Origin of the sequence: Frateuria defendens, assembly GCF_001182895.1 — a bacterium.
GTDB classification, from domain to species: Bacteria; Pseudomonadota; Gammaproteobacteria; order Xanthomonadales; family Rhodanobacteraceae; genus Frateuria_B; species Frateuria_B defendens.
Map to the genome: position 1 here is coordinate 1 of NZ_LFQR01000142.1, position 21578 is coordinate 21578.

Below are 21578 nucleotides of genomic sequence, written 5' to 3' on the forward strand. Positions count from 1 at the left end.
TCGATAGATCAGAGCATCCTAAATCACTCTTTGCCAAATGATGCGTCAAGTACTGCATCTTCGTAGAAGGATCAGATAAAACCCGGTCCTGGTGTCTCATGATGAAAAATGCAATGAAACCTTTTGGCCTGGTATTTTGCTCGTTCATTTTAACATCCGTTGCTTGGTCGCAATGTGCGCCTGGTATTCCCTCTGCGGGTAATCCTGGGTGCATTCCCCCCAATCAATCCAACTCTCCATACGCTCAAGGAGAAGCTGTTCGTCAGCATGCGGCTCCTATACAAGCAGTCTGGGCAGATAGATGGGGGGCTATTGCCATGGATGGCAATACAGGAGAGGCTGGCACTGTAGTGGGGTATGCAACCCAATCGGAGGCTGTCAGTGCAGCAATCGGAGACTGCTCGTCGAAGGGGGCTAAGAACTGCAAGCCGCTATTGATTTATCACAATCAATGTGCAGCGGTTGCCCAGTCCACGGAGGGGGCGTTGAACGCTTCAGGTGCTCCAACTCTCGACGAGGCTAAGAGCCTGTCAATCGAAAGGTGTGGGCAGCATGGAGGAAAATGCAACGTCGTTTATAGCGACTGTAGTTATCCAGTTAGAGTCAAATGAAGATATGTATAAGCAAATGGGTTGGGGCAAAGTGGCAACACGTGTTGTCCCAACTTGGGGCTTGCCCTGATGAAGGGGGCGCAAAGATCTGGTGCTCAATGGAGTAATTGAGCCAGGCCGAGCCGGATACAAGATCTTTGAGCACTGCGGCTGCCATCGTTTGTTTGGGATACGAGTCGATTGTGTTGGACATGGCGACGGTATCAACGGCTTGCGAGAAGGAGCATCAATGGTGACGGGAATCTTTGGATGTCAATAATGAAAACGTTGTCCGGCAAGGAGCAGGCGAATTTAGGCTATATCGCAACGTCGCTGAAATTACCGTTTGTTCTTCTCTTGGCCCTGACCTCTTCCGTATATGGCGCGCCCGTGAAAAGCCCTGACATCAAACAGAACCCGCATCCCAAGCTGCGTTACGAGATCACGTTGGTCATCAAGGATGCCCCGGGGCCGTTCGACTCCATAGCCGGCTCGGTGGATTACAAGGTGGAGAATGATCGTTGCGTGCCGTTGACGCCGATCAGTGGAGCCACGGTTGCGCCCGAGAAGAGCGTTCCTCTCGTTTTCACGCGAATAAGCGACAACCTCTACAAGGGTACGCTCTACACCGACCTGATGCAGGATGAGGATTATTACGGCATGGGTGTGTGCCATTGGGCCATGGTCGGCGCGGGTGTAGACCTGAAGGTCAAGAATGTCGACTTCAGCCCATCAATTTTTCTAAAGGACATTTTTGCCAGGCAGTCAGTCACCCGCTATTTCTCAAATCGATCCTACTTCAGTGCCGATTTGGCGCGGGTCGACATAGGCAACGTCAACCGATCTGATTTCGAAGAAGAGGCGAAGGAGACCTTTTCGGTCACGCTGATGGTCGAGGAGGAGTCACAATGACGCTTGGCTCAATTGGCTATGCGCTGTTGTCGCAGGATGCCTACCACGATCGGGTGGTCAACAAGCGGATCGAACCGGATGGCGTTACCTGCCGCGCCGGCGCAGCAACTGTTGGATCCATGCATGTAGTTCGGACGACGGCTGCGCGAACCCACGGGTCTGGGCGGCATCTTGCGATGCAGGCCCGGGCTTAAGCCCAGGATGCCAACCAACGATGAAGACGGTACCCCACAAGCGCCGGATAGATCTCACCACCATGAAGGCATCCTTGGGCGCCGTACTTGCCCTATCCCTGGTCCTGACCTCTTCCGCCCACGGCTCACCCATGAAGAATCCCGATATCAAGCAGAACCCGCATCCGAGGATGCGCTACGAACTCACGTTGACCATCGAGGATGCACCAGGGCCGTTCGACTCGATTTCGGGCATGGTGCACTACAAGGTGACGAACGGTCAGTGTGTCCCGCTGACGCCCATCAGCGGCGCCACGCTCGAGCCGGAGAAGAATGTGCCGATCACGTTCACCCGTGTGAGCGACGGCATCTACAAGGGCACGCTGTACGCCGATCTCCTGCAGGACGAGGACTACTATGGGCTAGGAGTGTGCCACTGGGGAGTGAATACGGCCTGGGTTTCGCTAAGAGCCAAGGGCGTGGAGTTCACGCCGGCCATCGACGCGAAGGAGCTTGTGGCGCAGAAGTCCGTGCCGACTTTTTTCGTCAAAGGCGACTATTTCGAGACGGGCAAGGAGCGTAGTGCCTTCGGCACGACGAATCGCGCGCTGTTCCAGCCTGAGTCGCGAACTGATGTCTTCTCGATGACCCTGAGAGCCAGGGAGGACTTCCAGTGAGCATCGGCACCGCCGCCAACGCACTGCTGTCACAGGATGCCTACAAGGATCATGCACTCAACGAAGTGATCGAATTGGGCGGGGTGAAATACAAGATATTCGACCACACTAGCAACAGCCACACGGGCTATCAGGCCACTGCTTACCAGCGCGTCGATACCGGCGAGGTCGTCATTGCTCATCGTGGCACCGAGTTCGACCGGGAGCCGGTGCATGACGGCGGCGTCGATGCAGGCATGGTCTTGACGGGGCTGAATGCGCAGGCCGCCGATGCCATGGCATTCACTCGGCGCGTTGTGGACGAGGCGAAGAGGCAAGCCGAGCGAGCCCATTATCCGCTTGCGGTTACCGTCACCGGCCACTCGCTTGGCGGCACCCTGGCCGAGATCAGCGCCGCTAAGTTTGGATTGAAGGGCGAGACCTTCAATGCCTACGGCGCGGCCGGCCTGATGCATGGTGTTCCCGAGGGCGGGAATGAGGTCATCGACCATGTCCGCGCCGGTGATCTGGTCAGTGCCGCCAGCCCTCACTTCGGCGAGGTGCGTATCTACGCGGCGCAGCAGGACATCGACACGCTGAGCAAGGCCGGCTATCGCGACGACAGCGGGCTGCTCAGCCCGCGCAATCCGATCGAAGCCGTCGACTTCAAGGCGCATGCCATCGACAACTTCGTGCCTGATAGCAAACTCCTCGGCCATTCGATCATCGGGCCGGAGGGCGAGGCACTCTATCGGGCGCATCAGGGCATGATCGACCGCTACCGCGACGATGTGCGGGATATCCGCACGGGCTTGTCGGCCGGGTGGGAAATTCCCAGGGCTGCGGTGCATGGCGCCGAGGCGCTCGGCCACGCCGTTGTCTCGGAGGTCGAGCAAGGCGCGCATGCCGTCGAGCGAACCGCCGGCCACATCGCCAATGAGGCGGTGGAGGCTTTCGACGCGCTGAAGGAAAAGGTCTCGCACGGCGCCCAGGCCACCGAGCACGCAGCGAAGCAGGTTGCCGACGAGGCCGTGCAGGCCTACACGTCGGCGCGCCAGGAAATATCGGGTAGTCTCGATGCCGCCGGGCAGGCGATCCACAAGGCCGCCGAGGAAACCGCGCAGGCTTTGCATGCTGCCGGTCACGCCTCGAGCGAAAAAGTTTCGCAGGCCTGGGACACGCTGACCCATCCGGGCTCATGGTTCGACAGCGGGCCGTTGACGGCCACCTCGCCCCGCTTGGACCAGGCGGAGCATCCGGATCACCCGCTGTATCGGCAGGCGCAAAGCGCCGTTCATCGCCTGGATGCGGAGCATCGGCGCACGCCCGACCAGCGCAGCGACAACTTCGCCGCCGCGCTGGCCGTGGCGGCACGGCGGGAGGGTTTGAGCCGTATCGACCATCTCGTGCTCAACGACGATGCCAGCCAGGCCTATGCCGTGCAGGGCGAGTTGAACTCGCCTTTCAAGCGCATCGCCAGCGTTTCGACGCAGGAGGCCATGGGGACGTCCATCGAGAAAAGCAGTGCGGCTTGGGCGCAAGTGGCCCTACCGAGGCAGTCCGATCAGGTGCAGGTGCCGCCGTTATCGCCATCTGCGCCGCTGCCGCCCAGTTTTGCCCCGGAGCGGTAGGACGGCTGCTTTATCGGCTTGGATTTTTGATGTGCGATACACATTTCCGTGCGAAGAAAATCGCGACAATTGGCGGACTAGCAGGGAAGTAAAGGAGTTTTTATGCGGGGATGGATTTTCTTGGTCGCCATGGCATTCGCGGCGCAAGCCGGAGCCCAGGGTTACGAATTTCTCCGATATCGCATTAATGATCCTTTTGTTTTCTGCACTCAAGGCCAGATAAATCCGGATAAGTGCTGGTGGCCTATGCCACCCTACACCGGCGCCTTCATGCAGAATCCCTCTTGCGATCCTCCCAATCCTTACGGAAGGTCGTGGACGGCGGCCGATTGGGATTCGCTCGGTCAATATCAGCAAGTCTGCCCGCAGGCGATAACCAGCGGTGCCTGGACGGGCACGGTGCCGCCTGAGTCAACGCCGTTCGAACATTGAATAGCCAACGGAAAATGACTGTCAGGGCATGTCGGGGACGCCCAACCCGGAGGGATAAGGCCTCATGAGCAAGACAAAGTGGTGCTGGGCCGTAGCGCTGGCCATCGTTGCCTTGGTCCTGGGCGAATTGCTTGCCGGTTACTTGACCTTGCTCTTCCTCGGCCTGGGCACGGATGCGTTCAAGTGGGATACCTATTTGAGCTACCTGCGGGCGTGGAACCTGCCGCAGGTGCAGCCCTATATCGGACGCATCAAGTGGGGCGGTTACGCAGGTTTTGGACTGCCCTTCATCGCATGGCTGGTCGTTTTGTATCTCATGGCCAGGAAAAAAAAGCCCTCGATGCACGGCGACGCCCGTTTCGCCAATGCGGGCGACCTGGGCCGTCACGGCATGTTCAAGCCATCGAGCAACGGCATCCTGGTCGGCAAGTTCGGGGGCGATCTCGTCCGGCTGAGCGGGCAGCAGTTCGTGATACTCGCCGCGCCGACGCGCTCGGGTAAAGGTGTGGGCGTGGTGATCCCCAACCTGCTCGAGTACCAGGAGTCCGCCGTGGTGCTGGACATCAAGCAGGAGAACTTCGAGCTGACCAGCGGCTGGCGCGCCAGCCAGGGGCAGGAGATCTATCTGTTCAATCCTTTCGCGGAAGATCGCAGCACCCATCGCTGGAACCCGCTGAACTACGTGTCGAAGGACCCGGCCTTCCGCGTGTCGGACCTGATGAGCATTGCGGCCATGCTCTACCCCGATGGCGCCGACGAGCAGAAGTTCTGGGTCAGCCAGGCGCGCAATGCGTTCATGGCGTTTGCCTTGTACCTGTTCGAGAAGTGGGACTACGACGAGCGGCAGAGCTTGCCGCTGCAGCTGAGGAACAAGCCCACGCTGGGCACCCTCTACCGGTTGTCCTCGGGCGACGGCACGGACTTGCGGCAGCTTTACCAGGAGTTCGCCCAGCAGCCCTTCCTGAGCGGCAACGCGCAGTCCGCCTTCGCCAACCTGCTCTCTCAGGCGAACGAAACCTTTGCCTCGATCCTCGGCTCGTTCAAGGAGCCGTTGAACGCCTGGATCAATCCGGTGCTGGACGCGGCCACCAGCGACGACGATTTCCTGCTGACCGACGTCCGCCGCAAGAAGATGACCATCTACATCGGCATCCAGCCCAACAAGCTGGCCGAGAGCCGGCTGATCGTGAACCTCTTCTTCAGCCAGCTGATCAACCTCAACACCAAGGAGCTGCCGCAGAACAACCCCGAGCTGAAGCACCAGTGCCTGCTGCTGATGGACGAGTTCACCTCGATCGGCCGGGTGGAGATCATCGCCTCGGCGGTTTCCTACATGGCGGGCTACAACATCCGGCTGCTGCCCATCATCCAGAGCATGGCCCAGCTCGACGCCACCTACGGCAAGGACGTGTCGCGGACCCTGATCACCAACCACGCACTGCAGATCGTCTACGCGCCCCGCGAACAGCAGGACGCGAACGACTACTCGGACATGCTGGGCTACACCACCGTGCGCAAGAAGAACGTTACCCGCGGCCGCAACGACGTCTCGCGCAGCTTCACCGAAGAACGGCGTGCCTTGATGCTGCCCCAGGAGCTGAAGGCCATGGGCGGCGAGAAGCAGGTCTTCCTGTACGAGGGCATCGCGCACCCCGTGATGTGCGAGAAGATCCGCTACTACCAGGACAAATACTTCACCGCCCGGCTGCTGCCGAAGGTGCAGCTTCCGAGGCTGGTGTGAGTCGTACAGGCGATGGTGGGCCCAGCAGGACTCGAACCTGCAACCAAGGGATTATGAGTCCCCTGCTCTAACCATTGAGCTATAGGCCCGCGAAGCGCGGCAATGCGGCCGATGGGCTGGGCCGCCGGCGAGCGGACATGGTAGCGATGTCGCCCGGGAGCGTCGAGAAGCGCATCGGCCGTTGGATACATGACGGGCCATGTCGCCGGGAGGTAGGCTTGCGGTTCCAACTCGTAGAGAGGACGCACGCATGAGTACCGAAACGGTGGCGAAGCGGCTGGTGGCCTTGTGCCGCGAGGGCAAGTACGAGGAGGCGCAGCGGGAGCTGTACGCACAGGATGCGCAAAGCATCGAGCCGGAGGGCCTGCCGCCCGGCATGCTGGGCAATGCGAAGGGGTTGGAGGCGATCTTCGAGAAGGGGCGCCAGTTCAACGCGATGATCGAGGCGGTGCACGGCGGCGAGGTGAGCGATCCGGTGGTCGCGGACAGCTGGTTCAGCCTCTCGATGAGCCTGGATGTGACGATGAAGGGCCGCGGCCGGGTGCAGATGAGCGAGATCGCCGTGTACCACGTCAGGGACGGCAAGATCGACCAGGAGCGGTTTTTCTACGACGTGGGCTGATCGTCCGCGGCCGGTCTCGGATAAGCAAAAGCCCCGCACGATGGCGGGGCTTTTGCGTTGCGTCCGCAGCCTGGGCTCAGTCGACGTCGAGGAACGAGCGCAGCTGCTCCGAGCGGGTGGGATGGCGCAGCTTGCGCAGTGCCTTGGCCTCGATCTGGCGGATGCGCTCGCGGGTGACGTCGAACTGCTTGCCGACCTCTTCCAGGGTGTGGTCGGTGTTCATGTCGATGCCGAAGCGCATGCGCAGCACCTTGGCCTCCCGCGGGGTGAGGCCGGCGAGCACGTCGCGCACCGTCTCCACCAGGCCGGTCTCGGTGGCCGAGTCGATCGGCGAGCTGGCGTTGAGGTCCTCGATGAAGTCGCCCAGATGCGAGTCCTCGTCGTCGCCGATCGGGGTCTCCATCGAGATCGGCTCCTTGGCGATCTTCAGCACCTTGCGGATCTTGTCCTCGGGCATCTCCATTTCCTTGGCCAGCTCCTCCGGCGTCGGCTCGCGGCCGAACTGCTGCAGCATCTGGCGGGAAATGCGGTTGAGCTTGTTGATCGTCTCGATCATGTGCACCGGGATGCGGATGGTGCGCGCCTGGTCGGCGATCGAGCGGGTGATGGCCTGGCGGATCCACCAGGTGGCGTAGGTCGAGAACTTGTAGCCGCGGCGGTACTCGAACTTGTCCACCGCCTTCATCAGGCCGATGTTGCCCTCCTGGATCAGGTCGAGAAACTGCAGGCCGCGGTTGGTGTACTTCTTGGCGATGGAAATCACCAGGCGCAGGTTGGCCTCCACCATCTCCTTCTTGGCGCGGCGGGCCTTGGCCTCGCCCACCGACATGGAGCGGTTGATCTCCTTGATGTCGGTCAGCGGCAGGAACAGCTTGTGCTCGATGTCGGCCAGCTTCTGCTGCTCGGTGTCGATCGCCTCGCGGTGGGTCTTGATGTTGGGCGACCACTTCTGGCGCTTGCGGCCAAGCTCGGCCGCCCACTCGAGGTTGCCCTCGTTGCTGGGGAAGGTCTTGAGGAACTCGGTCTTGGGCATCTTCACCTGCTTGACGAAGATCTCCATCAGCACGCGCTCGTGATGGCGGATGTTGCCCACCGCCTCGCGCAGCTTGCGTACGAAGCCGTCGATCAGCGCGGAGGGCAGCTTGAGCTTGAGGAACTCCTCGGCCATCTGCTCGCGCAGCTTGACGATCTTCTTGTCGGTGATGCCGGTGGCCTTGGGCGCGGCCTTCTGGAACTTGGCGTAGTAGTCGCGCAGCAGTTCCATGCGGCGCTTGACCTCTTCCGGGTCCGGGCCGCTGGAGGTGGTTTCCTCCTCCTCCTCGGAGTCGTCTTCCTCTTCGTCGCCTTCGGACTCGCTGTCGGTGCCATTGGCAGCGGCTTCCTCGGCCTCCTCGCGGGCGGCGTCGGCCAGCTGCTCCAAGTCGGCGAAGCCGGCCAGGATCTCGCTGAGGCGGCGCTTGCCGTCCAGGTGCTGGTCGTACTCCTCGAGCAGCAGCTCGATGGTCAGCGGGAAGCTGGCCAGCGCGCTCTGCACCTGGGAGAGGCCTTCCTCGATGCGCTTGGCGATGGCGATCTCGCCCTCGCGGGTGAGCAGCTCCACCGTGCCCATCTCGCGCATGTACATGCGCACCGGGTCGGTGGTGCGGCCCACTTCGGCGTCGACCGCCGACAGCAGCGCGGCGGCTTCTTCCGCGGCCGTCTCGTCGTCGGTGGCGCCGCCGGGGGCGTTGTCCGCCAGCGGGTCGGCGTCGGGGGCGGCATCGTGCACTTCGATGCCGACGCCCTTGAGCACCGCCATGATGTCTTCGATCTGCTCCGGATCGACGATGTCGTCGGGCAGGTGGTCGTTGATCTCGGCGTAGGTCAGGTAGCCTTGCTCCAGACCTTTGGAGATGAGCGCCTTGATTTCGGACTGTTGCTCGGGAGCTTTGCTGTTCATACCTACCGCCGGGTTGCAGGAACCGTTCAGTGTAACGGAGTGGTGCTTTTTTGACCAGTTTTCAAGTGGCGCTGGTGCTGTCGGGGGTACGCAAAAATCGCGCCATATTAGGCATTTGCCGGGATGCGGGGAGTGCGGAAGTGGGAGCGCGCGAGGGCATCAGGGCACTTCGAGCCAGAACGTCACCGGGCCGTCATTCACCAGATGTACTTGCATATGGGCGCCGAAGCGGCCGATTTCCACCCTCGGGTGGGCGGCGCGGGCCAGTTCCACCAGGCGCTCGAACCAGCGCCGGCCGTGCTCGGGCGAGGCGGCGCTGGTGAAGCTCGGGCGCATCCCCGAGCGGGTGTCGGCGGCGAGGGTGAACTGGCTGACCAGCAGCAGGTCGCCGCCGGTGTCGGCGAGCGATCGGTTCATGCGGCCGGCGTCGTCGGCGAACACGCGGTAGCCGCGCAGCCGTTCGAGCATGCGGCGCGTCTGCGCCTCGCCGTCGTCCGGCTGCACGGCGACGAGCGCCAGCAGGCCGGGGCCGATGGCGCCTACGGTTTCTCGATCGACTTCGACACGGGCGGCGCTGACGCGCTGGATCAGGGCGATCATCGCGGGTATTGGGCATCCATCGGTCCAGCTTAGCGGCAGGGCGCCGGCCGGGAGAAGGCCTCGGCTAAACTGGGCGGATGCGTGCCGACATCTACCTGCTCTACCTGCTCCTGCGCCTGCTCGCCCTGCTGCCCCTGCGCGTGCTGCATGCGCTCGGCGCGGGGATGGGCCGGCTGCTGCGCTGGCAGGGCGGCGGCAGCGTGCGCAACACCGCGGTGAACCTCGCCATCGCCCGGCCCGGGCTCGACGGGGCGGCCCGCGGGGCCCTGCTGGACGAGGCGATGGCCGAGGGCGGCAAGTCGGTCAGCGAGATCGTCAAGATCTGGGGCGGCGGCGCCGAGCGGGCGCTGGCGCTGGTGCGCGAGGTGCGCGGCGGGGAGTTGTTCGACGCCGCGCTCGCCTCCGGCAAGGGCGTGATCGTGGCCGCCCCCCACCTGGGCTGCTGGGAGCTGCTCAACTACTGGCTGTGCAGCCGCACGCCGATGGCGATCCTGTACCGGCCGCCGCGCCTCGCGGCGATCGAGCCGCTGCTGCGCAAGGTGCGCGGCGCGCTGTCGCCCGAGCAGGTGCGGGCCGAGGGCGCCGGCGTGCGCACGCTGTACAAGCGCCTGGCCGCCGGCGGCACGGTCGGCATCCTGCCGGACCAGAAGCCGCGCGAGGGCGAGGGCCAGTTCGCACCGTTCTTCGGCCGCGAGGCGCTGACCATGGTGCTGCTGCCGCGGCTGGCGGCGCGCACCGGCGCCACGGTGCTGTTCGCCTTCGCCGAGCGCCTGCCGCGCGGCGCGGGCTACCGCATCCATTTCCTGCCGGCGCCGGAGGGCGTCGCCGACGAGGCGCTGCAGACGGCGTGCACGGCGCTCAACCGTGGCGTCGAGGCCTGCGTGGAGCGGGCGTTTCCCCAGTACCAGTGGCACTACAAGCGCTACACGGCGAGCGGCCGTGCCAATCCGTACAAGCAGGCGCCGCCGGTCTCGTAAGCGCGGAGAGGCGGCTTCAGTCCTCTTTCGAGAGCCGGCGCAGGAACACGGCCATTTCCTTCTCGGCCTGCTTGTCGCCGTGCCGCTGCGCGGCCTCGATGCCTTGCCGCCAGGCGTCGGCGGCGCCGGCGCGATCGTCGAGGGCGAGCCGGGCCTTGCCGAGCAGCTTCCAGGCCGCCGAATAGGCCGGATCGAAGTTCACGGCCTGCTGCAAGGCGTCGGCCGCCTCCGCCGCCTGGCCCTCGCCGAGCAGGGCGCTGCCGAGCGAGAAGCGCAGCAGGGCGCCGTCGCGGGGGCCGCCCAGTTGGGCGCGCAGGCCGGCGATCAGCGGCGAGCTCATGGCTGCGGCGGCTGCCGGAAGGCCCACGGGTCGCGCGGGTAGACCCGGGTGGGGCGCGGCGGTTCGGCCGGTGTGCGGCCGGCGTGCAGGTCGGCCAGCGAGGCGGCCGGCCACACCGCCAGCCAGTCGCCGCGGAAGGGCTGCACCAGCAGCGCGTAGCGCAGGTCCGCCGCGCTGGGCTGGCCCATGTAGGCCACCACCAGGCCGTCCGGATGCTGGCGCACGAAGTCGTCCAGTTCCGCGCCCAGGTGCAGGTGCTGGATCGGATGGGCGAGGCGGCCCTCGAAATGGTACTGGCCCTCGTACACGCCGAGGTTGCCGATGGCGCGGCCCTGGCGGTCGGCATCGCCGAGCAGGTGGGCGGTCGGGCGCAGGTCGAAGTTTTGCCACAGTGCCAGGGTGAACAGGCTGTGCACCACGAAGGTGCCGACCAGGCCGGCGAAGGCCAGCCGGCGCATCTCGCCGCGTCCGCGCATCAGCAGCAGGCCGCCGAGCAGCGCGAACACCGGCGCGAAGAAGCGGCTGTAGTGCGAGAGGCTGACCAGCCAGTGTCCTTCCAGCCGTCCCGACGCGACCAGGTTGGGCAGCACGGCCAGCGCCAGCGCGAAGAACAGTCCGCCCAGACCCAGCGGCCAGGTGCCGAGCCAGGCGGTGTTGCCCAGCGTCGGCCGCTGCTCGCGCAGCGCCGCGATGGCGCCGGCCAGCAGCAGCGCGGCGCCGGCAAATTCCGGCAGCGGGTAGTACGGCTGCTTGCCGCTGATCAGCGAGAACAGCACCAGCACCGGCAGCACCCAGCACAGCGCAAAGCGCACCCCGCCGTCCAGTGGCCGGCGCAGCGTGGCCAGCGCCGCCCAGGCCCGCGGCCAGCCGCTGAAGGGGAACAGCAGTACCGGGATCATCGGCAGGTACCACCAGAACGGCGCGGCATGGTCGGCCTGGCTGCTGGCCACGCGGTCGGCGGTCTGGCTGAAGAACAGCCGGTGGCGGTAGTCCTCGCCGCCGAGAAAGCCGGCCGGCAGCGCCCAGGCCAGCAGGACCGCCAGGCCGAGCAGCAGGGCCAGCGCGCCGCGCCCGTACCAGCGGCCGCGATGCTGCGCCGCCCAGTCGCTCCACAACGGGCCCAGCAGCCAGGGGAAGGCCACGTGCAGCAGCATCACCGGGCCCTTGGTCAGCAGGCCTGCGCCGATCACCAGGCCGAACAGCAGCCAGCGCGGCTCCTGGCGGTGGTCGCTGGGCACCAGGCAGTTCAGCGCCGCCAGTACGCACACCGCCAGCAACACCTCGTACATGATCTGCAGGCCGAAGAAGGAGGCGTAGCTCAGGCCCAGCAGCATCCACGGCGCGGCCTTGGCCACCCACGGCCGGTTCGGGAACAGCCGCCGCGCCAGCAGCGCGAGCAGCATCAGCTCGGCGCCGCCGAACACCACCTCCAGCACCCGCGGCCACACGTCGTTGACCCCGAACACCGCCCAGCCGGCGTGGATCATCCAGAACAGCAACGGCACCTTGTCGCTGTACGGCGCGCCGTTGATGTGCGGCACCCACCATTCGTGCTGGCTCCACATCTCCCACGCCACCGCCAGGGTACGGGTGGAGTACAGCGGCATGGGGCCGTGCGCGAAGATCGCCAGCAGCGCCGCCAGCGCCCACAGCGGCAGCCAGGGCCAGAGGGAGCGCAGGTATTCGGAGCGGCGGTAGGCGGTTGGCGGCACGGGTGGGTCTCGGGGACGATGTGGTGGGATTCTAGCGGACCTGCCCGCGTGGGCCTTCATCCCCTTCATCCCGTGCGGATCGCGGGCCCGCGTGGCGCATCACGCCAGGCATACCGTCGCATGCCGATGCTTGCCGCGGGCTTTCGGTGGCGGTGTGCGTGACGGTCGGCTGGTTTTCAGCTGGCGCTGCGCAAGATGCCAGGACAGGCCGCGCACAGGTATGCGAAAGTGCCGGACTTTGTCTTCGCCGAAGGGAGCCCTTGCAGGATGAGCGAGCAAGCCATGCCGCTACCGCCACGCCAACGCGACTTGACGGAAACGCCCGCCGGAACGCCGGCCGCGCGCGAGACGGCGGATCACAATCACACGGCGGCATGGTGGCAGGACGGCTGGCGCTACCTGATCGGGCTGGGCATCGCCTGGATGGTGCTCGGCATGGTGGTGATGCCGGCCGGCATCTCGTTCAATCCCAGTCATGCCTATCAGGTGAGCCTGGCGCTGCTGCTGTACCTGCCGGCCTTCGTGCTCGCCTTTCGCCAACGCGGCCGGCTCTGGCGCGAGCTGGCACCGCTGCCGGCGTTCCGGGTCTTCCTGCTGCTGCTGGCGTGGGCGGCGGTGTCGCTGTGCTGGGCGGGGCTGCGCCATCCGGAGGACGAGCTGGGGCGGCTGGTGAGCGTGCTCGCCTTCGTGCTGGCCTGGCAGCTGTGGGATGCGCAGGGTGAAGCGCGTGTCGAGGCCTTGCTGCTGGTCATCGGCCTGGGCGTGTCGGTCTGCGCCGCGGGCTACTGCGTGTGGTTCGCGTTCCATCCGCCGCAGGACGAGCGCATCGTGGGCGAAGGCATCATCGCGACCGCCAATTACGCCGCGGCCCTGATGGGGGCGGTCGCCCTGTGGCTCACGCAGTTGCCGCTGCGCGCGCGCTGGCTGTCGGTCCTGCGCTGGCTGGGCACGGCGGCCCTGCTGGTGTTCATCGGCCTGACCCAGGCGCGCAGCGTATGGCTCGCTCTGGCCGCCTGCGCCGTGCTGGCGCCGCTGTGGCGACCGGAGCGCGCGGTGCGCTGGCTGGCCGCGGGCGTGGTGGCGGTCGCGCTGGTGCTGGCCGCCTGGCCGCTGCCGGTGCTGGTGGCGCGCGGCACCTCGCTGCGGCCGGAGCTGATGGCGCAGGCGCTGCACCGCATTGCCGAGCATCCGTGGCTGGGCCTCGGCCAGGGCGCGCCGTTCACCCTGATGGTGCAGGGCCATCCCTACACCCACACCCACAACCTGCTGACCCAGGTGACGGTGGAGCTCGGCCTGCCCGGCCTGCTGCTGACGCTGGCGCTGTGGGCCCTGGTCGGCTGGCAGGGCTGGCGCGGGCGGGGCCGCCTGCGCGGGCGCATCCTGCTGGCGATCTGGGTGTACGCCTCGGTGGTGCTGCAGTTCGACATGCCGCAGCTGCTGGACAGCCCGCGGCCCGGCTGGGTGCTGGTGTGGCTGCCGTTTTCCCTCGCCCTGGCGCTGGCCATGCGGGAGCGGGCCGGCGGCGAGGCGGCTATCATTCCCCGCTGATCCCATTGTGCGCCGCGACCGCGGCGCTTCGGAACGGTTTGCATGAGCAGAGTGCTGGTGACCGGCGGCGCCGGGTTTCTCGGGTCGCATTTGTGCGATCGCCTGATCCAAGACGGCCACGACGTGCTGTGCGTGGACAACTTCTTCACCGGCAGCAAGCAGAACATCGTGCACCTGCTCGGGCAGCGGTACTTCGAGCTGATGCGCCACGACGTGACCTTTCCGCTGTACGTGGAGGTCGACCGCATCTTCAACCTGGCCTGCCCCGCCTCGCCGGTGCACTACCAGTACGACCCGGTGCAGACCACCAAGACCTCCGTGCACGGCGCGATCAACATGCTGGGCCTGGCCAAGCGGGTGCGTGCGCGCATCCTGCAGGCCTCCACCAGCGAGGTCTACGGCGACCCGGAAGTGCATCCGCAGGAGGAGAGCTACTGGGGCCGGGTCAATCCGATCGGCCTGCGCAGCTGCTACGACGAGGGCAAGCGCTGCGCCGAGACGCTGTTCTTCGACTACCACCGCCAGCACCGGCTGGACATCAAGGTGGTGCGCATCTTCAACACCTACGGCCCGCGCATGCACCCCAACGACGGGCGCGTGGTGAGCAACTTCATCGTGCAGGCGCTCAAGGGCGAGGACATCACCCTCTACGGCGACGGCAGCCAGACGCGCAGCTTCTGCTACGTGGACGACCTGATCGAGGCGATGCTGCGCACGATGGAGACCGGCCCCGACTTCACCGGCCCGGTGAACATCGGCAACCCGCACGAGCACACCATCCGCGAGCTGGCCGAGAAGGTGATCGCGCTGGTCGGCGGGCATTCCCGCCTGGTGTTCAAGCCGCTGCCCTCGGACGATCCGCGCCAGCGCCAGCCGGACATCGCGCTGGCCAAGGCCAAGCTGGGCTGGGAGCCGAAGGTGGGCATCGACGACGGCCTGCGCGAGACCATCGCCTACTTCCGCCACCTGCTGGGGCGCTGACGCATGGGCGCGCCGCTGGCCTTCTCGGTCGTCGTCACCAACTACAACTACCGCGAGTTCGTGGCCGAGGCGGTGGACGGCGCGCTGGCGCAGGCGCATGCGCCGCGCGAGGTGATCGTGGTGGACGACGGCTCCACCGACGGCTCGGCCGGCTACCTGCGCGAGCGCTACGGCCATGACCCGCGGGTGCAGCTGCTGTGCGGCGAGAACGGCGGCCAGCTGGCGGCCTTCCAGCGCGGCCTGGCCGCGGCCACGGGCGAGGTGGTGTGCTTCCTCGACGCCGACGACCGCTGGCGGCCGGACTACCTCGGCCAGCTGGCCGAGCTGTTCGCGGCGCGCGCCGACATCGACTTCGCCTTCTCCGACGTCGCGCTGATCGGCAACGAATCGGGCCGCCAGGGCTACGCGCCGGCGGCGGCGGACCTCGGCTACACTGTGCTGGCCACCTGGGTGCGCGCGCGCTGGTACGGCGCGCCCACCTCGGCGCTGGCGCTGCGCCGGCGCCTGGCCGCGCGCGTGCTGGACCTGCCCGACAACTTCCTCGCGCAGTGGCGCATCTCGGCCGACAACTGCCTGGTGTTCGGCGCCAGCGTGCTCGGCGCCAAGAAATACTTCCTGCCCACCGGCAGCGTCGACTACCGCATCCACGGCCGCAACGGCTGGTGGCACGACCAGGCGAAGGCGCGCGAGTTCGCCGCGCAGTTCCGCTCGCGCTGCCTGATCAACCACTACGCCGACCGCATGCACCTGGACCTGCACGCGCTCGACCTCGCCAAGCACGAATTCAAGTCGCGCACCGCGCCCACCTGGGACGAGGCCTGCCTCTACGCCGACATCGCCTGGCGCGGCCCGGCGCCGTGGTGGAAGCGCGCCGAGCGCGCGCTGGCGATCCTGCTGCGCGGCCTGCGCCGGCGCAAGGCGGCGTAACGCAGGGTGCGCCGATGAAGGTCAGCCTGATCGTCCTCACCTACAACTGGCCCGCAGCGCTGGCGCGCGTGCTGGCCGGCGTGGCGGCGCAGCGCCGGCTGCCGGACGAGGTGATCGTGGCCGACGACGGCTCCGGCCCCGACACCGCCGCCGTGGTCGAGGCGGCGCGCACGCGGTTTCCCGTGCCGCTGCGGCACGTGTGGCAGGAGGACTTCGGCTTCCGCGCCGCGCGCGCGCGCAACCGCGGCATCGCCGCCAGCCGCGGCGACTACGTGATCCTGATCGACGGCGACATGCTGCTGCATCCGTCGTTCGTCGCCGACCACCTGATGCTGGCCGAGCGCGGCTTCTTCCTGCAGGGCGGCCGGATCAAGGCCACCGAGGCGGAAACGGCGCAGCTGCTGGCCGGCGGTGCGCCGGTGTTCGCGCCGTGGTCGCACGCGGATTTCGCCGCCTTCGACGCCACCCGCCGCCTCTACGCCTTCCGCCAGCCGTGGCTGGCGCGCTGGAAGTCGCGCGCGCAGAGCGGCGGGCGGGTGATGAGCTGCAACATGAGCTTCTGGCGCGAGGACCTCTTGCGCGTCAACGGCTTCGACGAGCGCATGGAAGGCTACGGCGCGGAAGACCGCGAGCTGGCCGCGCGTTTCAAGAACGCGGGCGTGCGCCGCCGTGCGCTGAAGTGGGCGGCGCTGGCCGTGCACCTGGAGCACGCCACGCGGGCGCAGGAGGAAGTGGACGATCCCGGCCTGCCGAACAACCGCCTGCTGCAGGCGACGGTGGAGCAGAAGTTGGTTCGCTGCGAACAGGGCATCGACAGCCACCTGGCCGAGTTCGCCGTACGGAAGGATGCGGACGGCTAGACGGCTGGACGTCTAGATGGCGAGCAGCTCGTCGGCCGCCTCGCGCAGCCGTTGCGGCCAGGCGGCGCGGTTCGCTTCGTACCAGTCGCGCGCGGCGCGGCCAAGGGTTTCGGCTTCCGCGGGCGCCATTGCCAGGCAGCGCTCGATCGCCGCTTCCATCGCCGTTTCCTCATAGCCGTACAAGGTGGCGAGATCCTGCCGGCCGAGGGGCCTGGCCGGCACCAGCACGCCGCGCGCGGGCGTCACCAGTTCGTTCATCGGCTCGGCGTCCAGCGTCACCACCACGGCGCCGCAACTCATCGCCTCGACCAGGTAGTGGCCGTAGCCCTCGGTCTGCGACGGGCACAGGTGGAAGCGGTGCGCGTTCTGCAGTTCGCAGTAGGCGGCATCGTCCAGATGCTCGCGGACCAGGGTGACGTTGGCCGGCAGGGCGCCGATCTCCACGCGCTTGCGTCGCCACACCACGGTGAGTGCGGGCCACTCGGGGTGGCGCGCCCACAGCGCGAGCAGCGCGGCGGTGCCCTTGTTGCCGCTGCGGCCGGGGCCGTGGAAGAACGCATGGCGGCGCGGCACCCCGGCCAGCAGGCGGTCCGGGCTGCTGAAGCCGACGTAGCGCACCGGCACGCCGAGCGCGCCGAACAGGCGCGCGGCGTGGTGCGTCTTTACCCACACCGCGTCGAGGCCGGGCAGCGCGGCGCGATCCGCGGGCCGGAAGTATTCCGGGTTGGGGATGAGCACATTGCGCGCCGCGGCGCGGCGGAATTCCGGACGCACGCGCTCCAGCATCAGGTCGAGATCGAAGGCAGGCGCCCGGCCGGCCAGGCGCAGCCGGGTCAGCCAGACGGCGAGGCGGCCGCGGCGCGGCAGGCCGGTGACGCGAACGCTGGCGCCCGCCTCGCACAGCGCGTCGGCGAGCAGGGCAAGGTCGCGGCTGAGGCCGGCGCCGTTGTCGCGGCCGATCAGCTGGCAGCGCGGCGAGGCGGGGGCGCGCGCCGCCGTCATAGCTGGCCTGCCGTGCCCTTGGCGAGCACGGCGTAGTACATGCCGTCGAGGTCGCCGTCGCCGGGTAGCAACTGCCAGCCAGGCGATGCGGCCTGGCCTTCCGGCAGGGTGAAGGCGACGGCCTGCGCGTCGGGTTGGGCGGCCAGCCACTCGCCCACGATGGCCTCGTTCTCCGCCCTGAGCAGCGAGCAGGTGACGTAGACCAGTCGGCCGCCCGGCGCCAGCAGCGGCCACAGCGCGGCGAGGATGCGCCGCTGCTGCGCCGCCAGCGCGGGAATGTCGGCGGCGCGGCGATGCAGGCGCACGTCGGGGCGGCGGCGCAGCACGCCGGTGGCCGAACAGGGCGCGTCGATCAGGATGCGGTCGAACGGGCGGCCGTCCCACCACGCGGCCGGGTCACCGGCATCGCCGATCGCCAGTTCCGCGGCGAGGCCCAGGCGGTCGAGGTTCTGCCGGATGCGCCCGGCGCGCTTGGCATCGGATTCCAGCGCGGTGAGCGCCACGTCGGCGCGCTCGAGCAGGTGGCAGGCCTTGCCGCCGGGCGCGGCGCAGGCATCGAGCACGCGCTGGCCGTCGCGCACTCCGGCGAGGTCGGCGGCCACCTGGGCGGCGCCGTCCTGCACCGCGAACAGGCCCGCGGCGAAGCCCGGCAGGCGGGTGACGTCGACGCTGTGCGGCAGCATGATGCCGTCGGCCAGCCAGGCGTGCGGTTCGGCCGTATGGCCGTCCGAACGCAGGCGCTCGAGCAGTGCCTCGCGGGTGGTGCGGCGGTGGTTGGCGCGCAGCATCAGCGGCGGCTCGCGGTTGTCCGCGGCGAGCACGGCTTCGGCCTGCGCGGGCCAGTCGCGGGCGATGGCCTCGGCCAGCCAGGCCGGATGGGCGTGGCGGGTTTCCGGCCTGGCGTCGAGTTCGGCCAGGCGCGCCTCGCGCTCGCGTTGCCAGCGCCGCAGCACGGCGTTGACCAGGCCGGCCAGGCGCGGCCGCTTGAGCGCGCGCGCCGCCTCCACCGTGGCGGCCACGGCGGCGTAGTCGGCCAGCTCCAGGATCTCCAACTGCACCAAGCCGAGCACCAGCAGCGCGTGCACGGCCGGCTCCTTGCGCTTGAGCGGCTGGGCCAGCAGGCCATCGAGCGCGGCGTCGAAGCGCAGCCACCAGCGCGCGCCCTCGTTGAGCAGGGCGGTGAGGAGGGCGCGGTCGCGCGGATCGGCCAGGCGCGGCGCGCTGCGCTCGATCGCCTCGCGCAGGCTGGCGCCGCGCAGGGCCACGTCGGCGAGGGCCTGGGCGGCGAGGGCGCGGGTGTCGGTCATGGGGCGGGGGAGTTCGGCACGAAGCGGGCGAGGCGGGAAGCCCATGCGGCGGGGCGCTCGGGCGCGGGTTTCTCGGGCGGGCTCACGCGCTTCTCGCCTTGACTGCGTTGACGTAATCGGCCGCGCTGATGCGCTTGCCGCCCGCGCGCTGCAGGGCCGTCACGCGCAGCGCGCCGTCGCCGCAGGCGATGTCCAGGCCGGCGCGGCTCATCGCGAGCACCGTGCCCGGCGCCGCCCCGGGGCGGCCTTCGATGGCCTCGGCGGCCCAGATGCGCAGCGTCTCGCCGTCGATCCCGCCCTCGGCCACCGGCCACGGGTCGAAGGCGCGCACGGTGCGCTCCAGCTCGATCGCCGGGCGCGCGAAATCGAGCCGCGCCTCGGCCTTGTCCAGCTTGTGCGCGTAGGTCACGCCCTCCGCCGGCTGCGGCGTGGCGGCCAGCGTCTCGCCGGCCAGCGTGCGGCGCAGGCCCTCGGCCAGCACTTCGGCGCCGAGCGCGGCGAGGCGGTCGTGCAGCGTGCCGCCGGTGTCGGTGCGGGCGATCGGCGTGCGCCGTTCGAGCAGCACCGGGCCGGTATCCAGGCCCGCCTCCATCCGCATCAGGTCGACGCCGCTCTCGGTGTCGCCGGCCAGGATCGCGCGCTGGATCGGCGCCGCCCCGCGCCAGCGCGGCAGCAGGCTGGCGTGCACGTTCCAGCAGCCCAGGCGCGGAGTCGCCAGCACCTTGCGCGGCAGGATCAGGCCGTAGGCCACCACCACCATCAGGTCCGGCGCGTAGGCGGCCAGCCGGGCCTGCGCCTCGGCGCCCTTCAGCGTCTCGGGCTGCTCGACCGGGATACCGGCCGCCAGCGCCGCCTGCTTGACCGGGCTGGGGGTGAGCCTGCGGCCGCGCCCGGCGGGGCGGTCGGGCTGGGTGTAGACGGCCACCACCTCGGCGCCGCTGGCGCGGCAGGCTTCCAGGCAGGGGACGGAAAACTCGGGCGTGCCGGCGAAGACGACGCGCAGCGGCCGCGCGCTCACGCTGGCGCCACTCAAGCCTCGGCCGCCTGCTTGCGCTGCTTGTCCATGCGCTTGAGCAGCATCGAGCGCTTGAGCGGCGAGAGGTAGTCCACGAATACCTTGCCGTCCAGATGGTCCATCTCGTGCTGGATGCACACCGCCAGCGGGCCCTCGGCCTCGACGACGATCTGGTTGCCGTCCACGTCCTGCGCCTTGACCTTCACGTGCAGCGCGCGGGTCACGTCGGCGTAGATGCCGGGGAAGGACAGGCAGCCCTCCTGGTACACCTGGGCGCCGTCCTTCTCCAGGATCTGGGCGTTGATCAGCGCCAGCGGCTGGTTGCGCTCCTCGCTCATGTCGGCCACCAGCACGCGCTGGTGCACGTTGACCTGGGTGGCGGCGAGGCCGACGCCGTTGGCGTCGTACATGGTTTCGAACATGTCGGCGACGAACTGCTTGAGCGCGTCGTCGAACACGGTGACCGGCGCCGCCTTGGTGCGCAGGCGCGGGTCGGGGAATTCGAGAATGGGGAGTACGGACATAAATTCACCTCGGGCGCCGAAATGCGGGCGATTCGGTAAAACCGAAGGGCGGGCGCCATCTAGAATGGCCCTCATTCTACGCCGGCAAGCCCGCGCCCGGCAGGCAGTTTTGCCAACTGACCCTGGTTGCGGGCCTTAAGGGTTCGGTTACACTCGCCCGAGCATCGGGGGTAGGGGGATTCCCGCTTATGATCAGAAAGTCCATCGGGCTGCTGGCCGGCATGCTGGTCACCGTGGCCGTCTATGCGGCCGGCGCGCAGCTGCGCGCCGATCACCCCGATACCTACACGGTGCGCCGCGGCGACACGCTGTGGGACATTTCCGCCCGCTTCCTCTCCAAGCCCTGGCTGTGGCCGGAGATCTGGCAGGCCAACCCGCAGGTGCAGAACCCCCACCTGATCTATCCCGGCGACGTGCTCAACCTCTCCTTCGCCAACGGGCCGCGCCTGGGCCTGGAGCCGCGCGTGCGCCGCGAGGGCGAGGCGGTGCCGGCGGTGCCGCTGTCGGAGCTGCGCATGTTCCTCAAGGACACCCGCGTGCTCGACTCCGGCGCCGTGCGCGACGCGCCCTACGTGATGGGCTTCGAGGAGGCGCGCCTGCGCGGCACCGCCGGCAAGAACGTCTACGCGCGCAAGCTCGACGCCCAGCCCGGCCAGCACTGGGCGATCGTGCGGCCCACCCACGTGTTCCGCGGCTTCAAGCCCCAGCGCGGGCGCGACGAGGAGGCCGACCTGGTCGGGCACGTGCTGGACAGCGACGTCAGCATGACCCGCGCACCCTGGCACGAGGATTTCCGCAACGACGGCCACTACGGCAGCGGCGACGACCTTGGCGTGGAAGTCAGCGTGATCGGCACCGCCGAGGTGCTGCGCGGCGGCGATCCGTCCACCCTGCTGCTGCTCGATTCCACCGAGGAGATCCGCAAGGGCGATCGCCTGATGCCGGTGGACGATCATCCCTACGACCCGTACTACTACCCGCACGCGCCGAAGGCGGCGCCGCGCGACGCCCGCGTGATCGCCTTCAGCGAAGGGGCGCTGGACGCCGTGGGCAGCCGCCAGGTGGTGGCGCTGTCGATCGGCGCGAAGG

At 67.9% G+C, this 21578-nt stretch carries 21 protein-coding genes and 1 tRNA gene; 13 read left to right on the plus strand and 9 right to left on the minus strand.

Features of this window, described 5'->3' with window-relative positions; translation table 11 throughout:
- Positions 1–113: 113 nt before the first annotated feature.
- The 6 genes from ACH65_RS21215 to ACH65_RS16235 all read left to right on the plus strand — a co-directional run bounded on the left by ACH65_RS21215 (position 114) and on the right by ACH65_RS16235 (position 6135).
- A complete protein-coding gene (locus tag ACH65_RS21215; RefSeq protein ID WP_425478316.1) occupies positions 114–611 on the plus strand; it encodes a DUF4189 domain-containing protein in 498 nt (165 codons plus the stop codon).
- 258 nt (positions 612–869) lie between these two features.
- Positions 870–1502 carry a hypothetical protein gene (locus ACH65_RS16220; RefSeq protein WP_049623669.1) on the plus strand — a complete coding sequence of 211 codons (633 nt, stop codon included), beginning with the start codon at positions 870–872 and terminating at the stop codon, positions 1500–1502.
- Between the two features lie 214 nt (positions 1503–1716).
- Positions 1717–2352 (plus strand): hypothetical protein, encoded by a 636-nt coding sequence (locus ACH65_RS16225; protein ID WP_049623670.1) that lies wholly within the window; start codon positions 1717–1719, stop codon positions 2350–2352.
- Entirely contained in the window at positions 2349–3962 is a 1614-nt protein-coding gene (locus tag ACH65_RS16230; RefSeq protein ID WP_049623671.1) for an XVIPCD domain-containing protein, read from the plus strand. Before ACH65_RS16225 ends, ACH65_RS16230 begins: the two co-directional genes overlap by 4 nt.
- A 102-nt stretch (positions 3963–4064) precedes the next feature.
- The gene (locus ACH65_RS20020; protein WP_153242646.1) at positions 4065–4394 is read left to right on the plus strand and encodes a hypothetical protein; all 330 of its coding nucleotides are present in this window, start codon (positions 4065–4067) and stop codon (positions 4392–4394) included.
- Between the two features lie 64 nt (positions 4395–4458).
- Entirely contained in the window at positions 4459–6135 is a 1677-nt protein-coding gene (locus ACH65_RS16235; RefSeq protein ID WP_049623672.1) for a type IV secretory system conjugative DNA transfer family protein, read from the plus strand.
- Positions 6136–6148: 13 nt separating this feature from the next.
- On the opposite strand, the gene ACH65_RS16240 is transcribed toward ACH65_RS16235, so the two are convergent.
- A tRNA-Ile gene (locus tag ACH65_RS16240) sits at positions 6149–6224 on the minus strand.
- 161 nt (positions 6225–6385) lie between these two features.
- On the opposite strand from ACH65_RS16240, the gene ACH65_RS16245 reads away from it, so the two are divergent.
- A complete protein-coding gene (locus ACH65_RS16245; RefSeq protein WP_049623673.1) occupies positions 6386–6757 on the plus strand; it encodes a SnoaL-like domain-containing protein in 372 nt (123 codons plus the stop codon).
- A 76-nt stretch (positions 6758–6833) separates the two neighbouring features.
- On the opposite strand, the gene rpoD is transcribed toward ACH65_RS16245, so the two are convergent.
- The gene (rpoD, locus tag ACH65_RS16250) at positions 6834–8696 is read right to left on the minus strand and encodes an RNA polymerase sigma factor RpoD (protein ID WP_049623674.1); all 1863 of its coding nucleotides are present in this window, start codon (positions 8694–8696) and stop codon (positions 6834–6836) included.
- Positions 8697–8855: 159 nt separating this feature from the next.
- Positions 8856–9296 carry a D-aminoacyl-tRNA deacylase gene (gene dtd, locus ACH65_RS16255; RefSeq protein WP_049623675.1) on the minus strand — a complete coding sequence of 147 codons (441 nt, stop codon included), beginning with the start codon at positions 9294–9296 and terminating at the stop codon, positions 8856–8858.
- 77 nt (positions 9297–9373) lie between these two features.
- Between dtd and ACH65_RS16260 the strand changes: the two genes are divergently transcribed.
- On the plus strand, positions 9374–10273 hold the full coding sequence (locus ACH65_RS16260; RefSeq protein ID WP_049623676.1) for an LpxL/LpxP family acyltransferase: 900 nt from the start codon (positions 9374–9376) through the stop codon (positions 10271–10273).
- A gap of 16 nt (positions 10274–10289) precedes the next feature.
- Here ACH65_RS16260 and ACH65_RS16265 read toward each other — a convergent pair whose 3' ends face one another.
- A complete protein-coding gene (locus ACH65_RS16265) occupies positions 10290–10613 on the minus strand; it encodes a hypothetical protein (protein ID WP_049623677.1) in 324 nt (107 codons plus the stop codon).
- Complete coding sequence (locus tag ACH65_RS16270) at positions 10610–12325, minus strand: ArnT family glycosyltransferase (protein ID WP_049623678.1); 1716 nt, start codon at positions 12323–12325, stop codon at positions 10610–10612. Before ACH65_RS16270 ends, ACH65_RS16265 begins: the two co-directional genes overlap by 4 nt.
- A gap of 267 nt (positions 12326–12592) precedes the next feature.
- Here ACH65_RS16270 and ACH65_RS16275 point away from each other — a divergent pair, with 267 nt between their 5' ends.
- The 4 genes from ACH65_RS16275 to ACH65_RS16290 are packed head-to-tail and all read left to right on the plus strand — an operon-like array spanning position 12593 to position 16641.
- A complete protein-coding gene (locus ACH65_RS16275; protein WP_161805624.1) occupies positions 12593–13873 on the plus strand; it encodes an O-antigen ligase family protein in 1281 nt (426 codons plus the stop codon).
- A gap of 42 nt (positions 13874–13915) precedes the next feature.
- Positions 13916–14854, plus strand: coding sequence for a UDP-glucuronic acid decarboxylase family protein (locus ACH65_RS16280; RefSeq protein WP_049623680.1), 939 nt, complete (start codon positions 13916–13918; stop codon positions 14852–14854).
- A gap of 3 nt (positions 14855–14857) precedes the next feature.
- Positions 14858–15781 (plus strand): glycosyltransferase family 2 protein, encoded by a 924-nt coding sequence (locus ACH65_RS16285; protein WP_049623681.1) that lies wholly within the window; start codon positions 14858–14860, stop codon positions 15779–15781.
- 14 nt (positions 15782–15795) lie between these two features.
- On the plus strand, positions 15796–16641 hold the full coding sequence (locus tag ACH65_RS16290) for a glycosyltransferase family 2 protein (protein ID WP_049623682.1): 846 nt from the start codon (positions 15796–15798) through the stop codon (positions 16639–16641).
- Between the two features lie 12 nt (positions 16642–16653).
- Here ACH65_RS16290 and ACH65_RS16295 read toward each other — a convergent pair whose 3' ends face one another.
- The 4 genes from ACH65_RS16295 to def form a co-directional block, all read right to left on the minus strand.
- Complete coding sequence (locus tag ACH65_RS16295) at positions 16654–17643, minus strand: glycosyltransferase (RefSeq protein ID WP_049623683.1); 990 nt, start codon at positions 17641–17643, stop codon at positions 16654–16656.
- Positions 17640–18950 (minus strand): 16S rRNA (cytosine(967)-C(5))-methyltransferase RsmB, encoded by a 1311-nt coding sequence (gene rsmB, locus ACH65_RS16300; RefSeq protein ID WP_049623684.1) that lies wholly within the window; start codon positions 18948–18950, stop codon positions 17640–17642. Before rsmB ends, ACH65_RS16295 begins: the two co-directional genes overlap by 4 nt.
- 82 nt (positions 18951–19032) lie before the next feature.
- Positions 19033–19968, minus strand: a complete 936-nt coding sequence (gene fmt, locus ACH65_RS16305) for a methionyl-tRNA formyltransferase (RefSeq protein ID WP_049623685.1) — start codon at positions 19966–19968, stop codon at positions 19033–19035.
- A gap of 11 nt (positions 19969–19979) precedes the next feature.
- On the minus strand, positions 19980–20489 hold the full coding sequence (def, locus tag ACH65_RS16310; RefSeq protein WP_049623686.1) for a peptide deformylase: 510 nt from the start codon (positions 20487–20489) through the stop codon (positions 19980–19982).
- A gap of 188 nt (positions 20490–20677) precedes the next feature.
- On the opposite strand from def, the gene ACH65_RS16315 reads away from it, so the two are divergent.
- Positions 20678–21578: LysM peptidoglycan-binding domain-containing protein (locus ACH65_RS16315; RefSeq protein ID WP_049623687.1), on the plus strand; the 901-nt coding region annotated here is incomplete at its 3' end.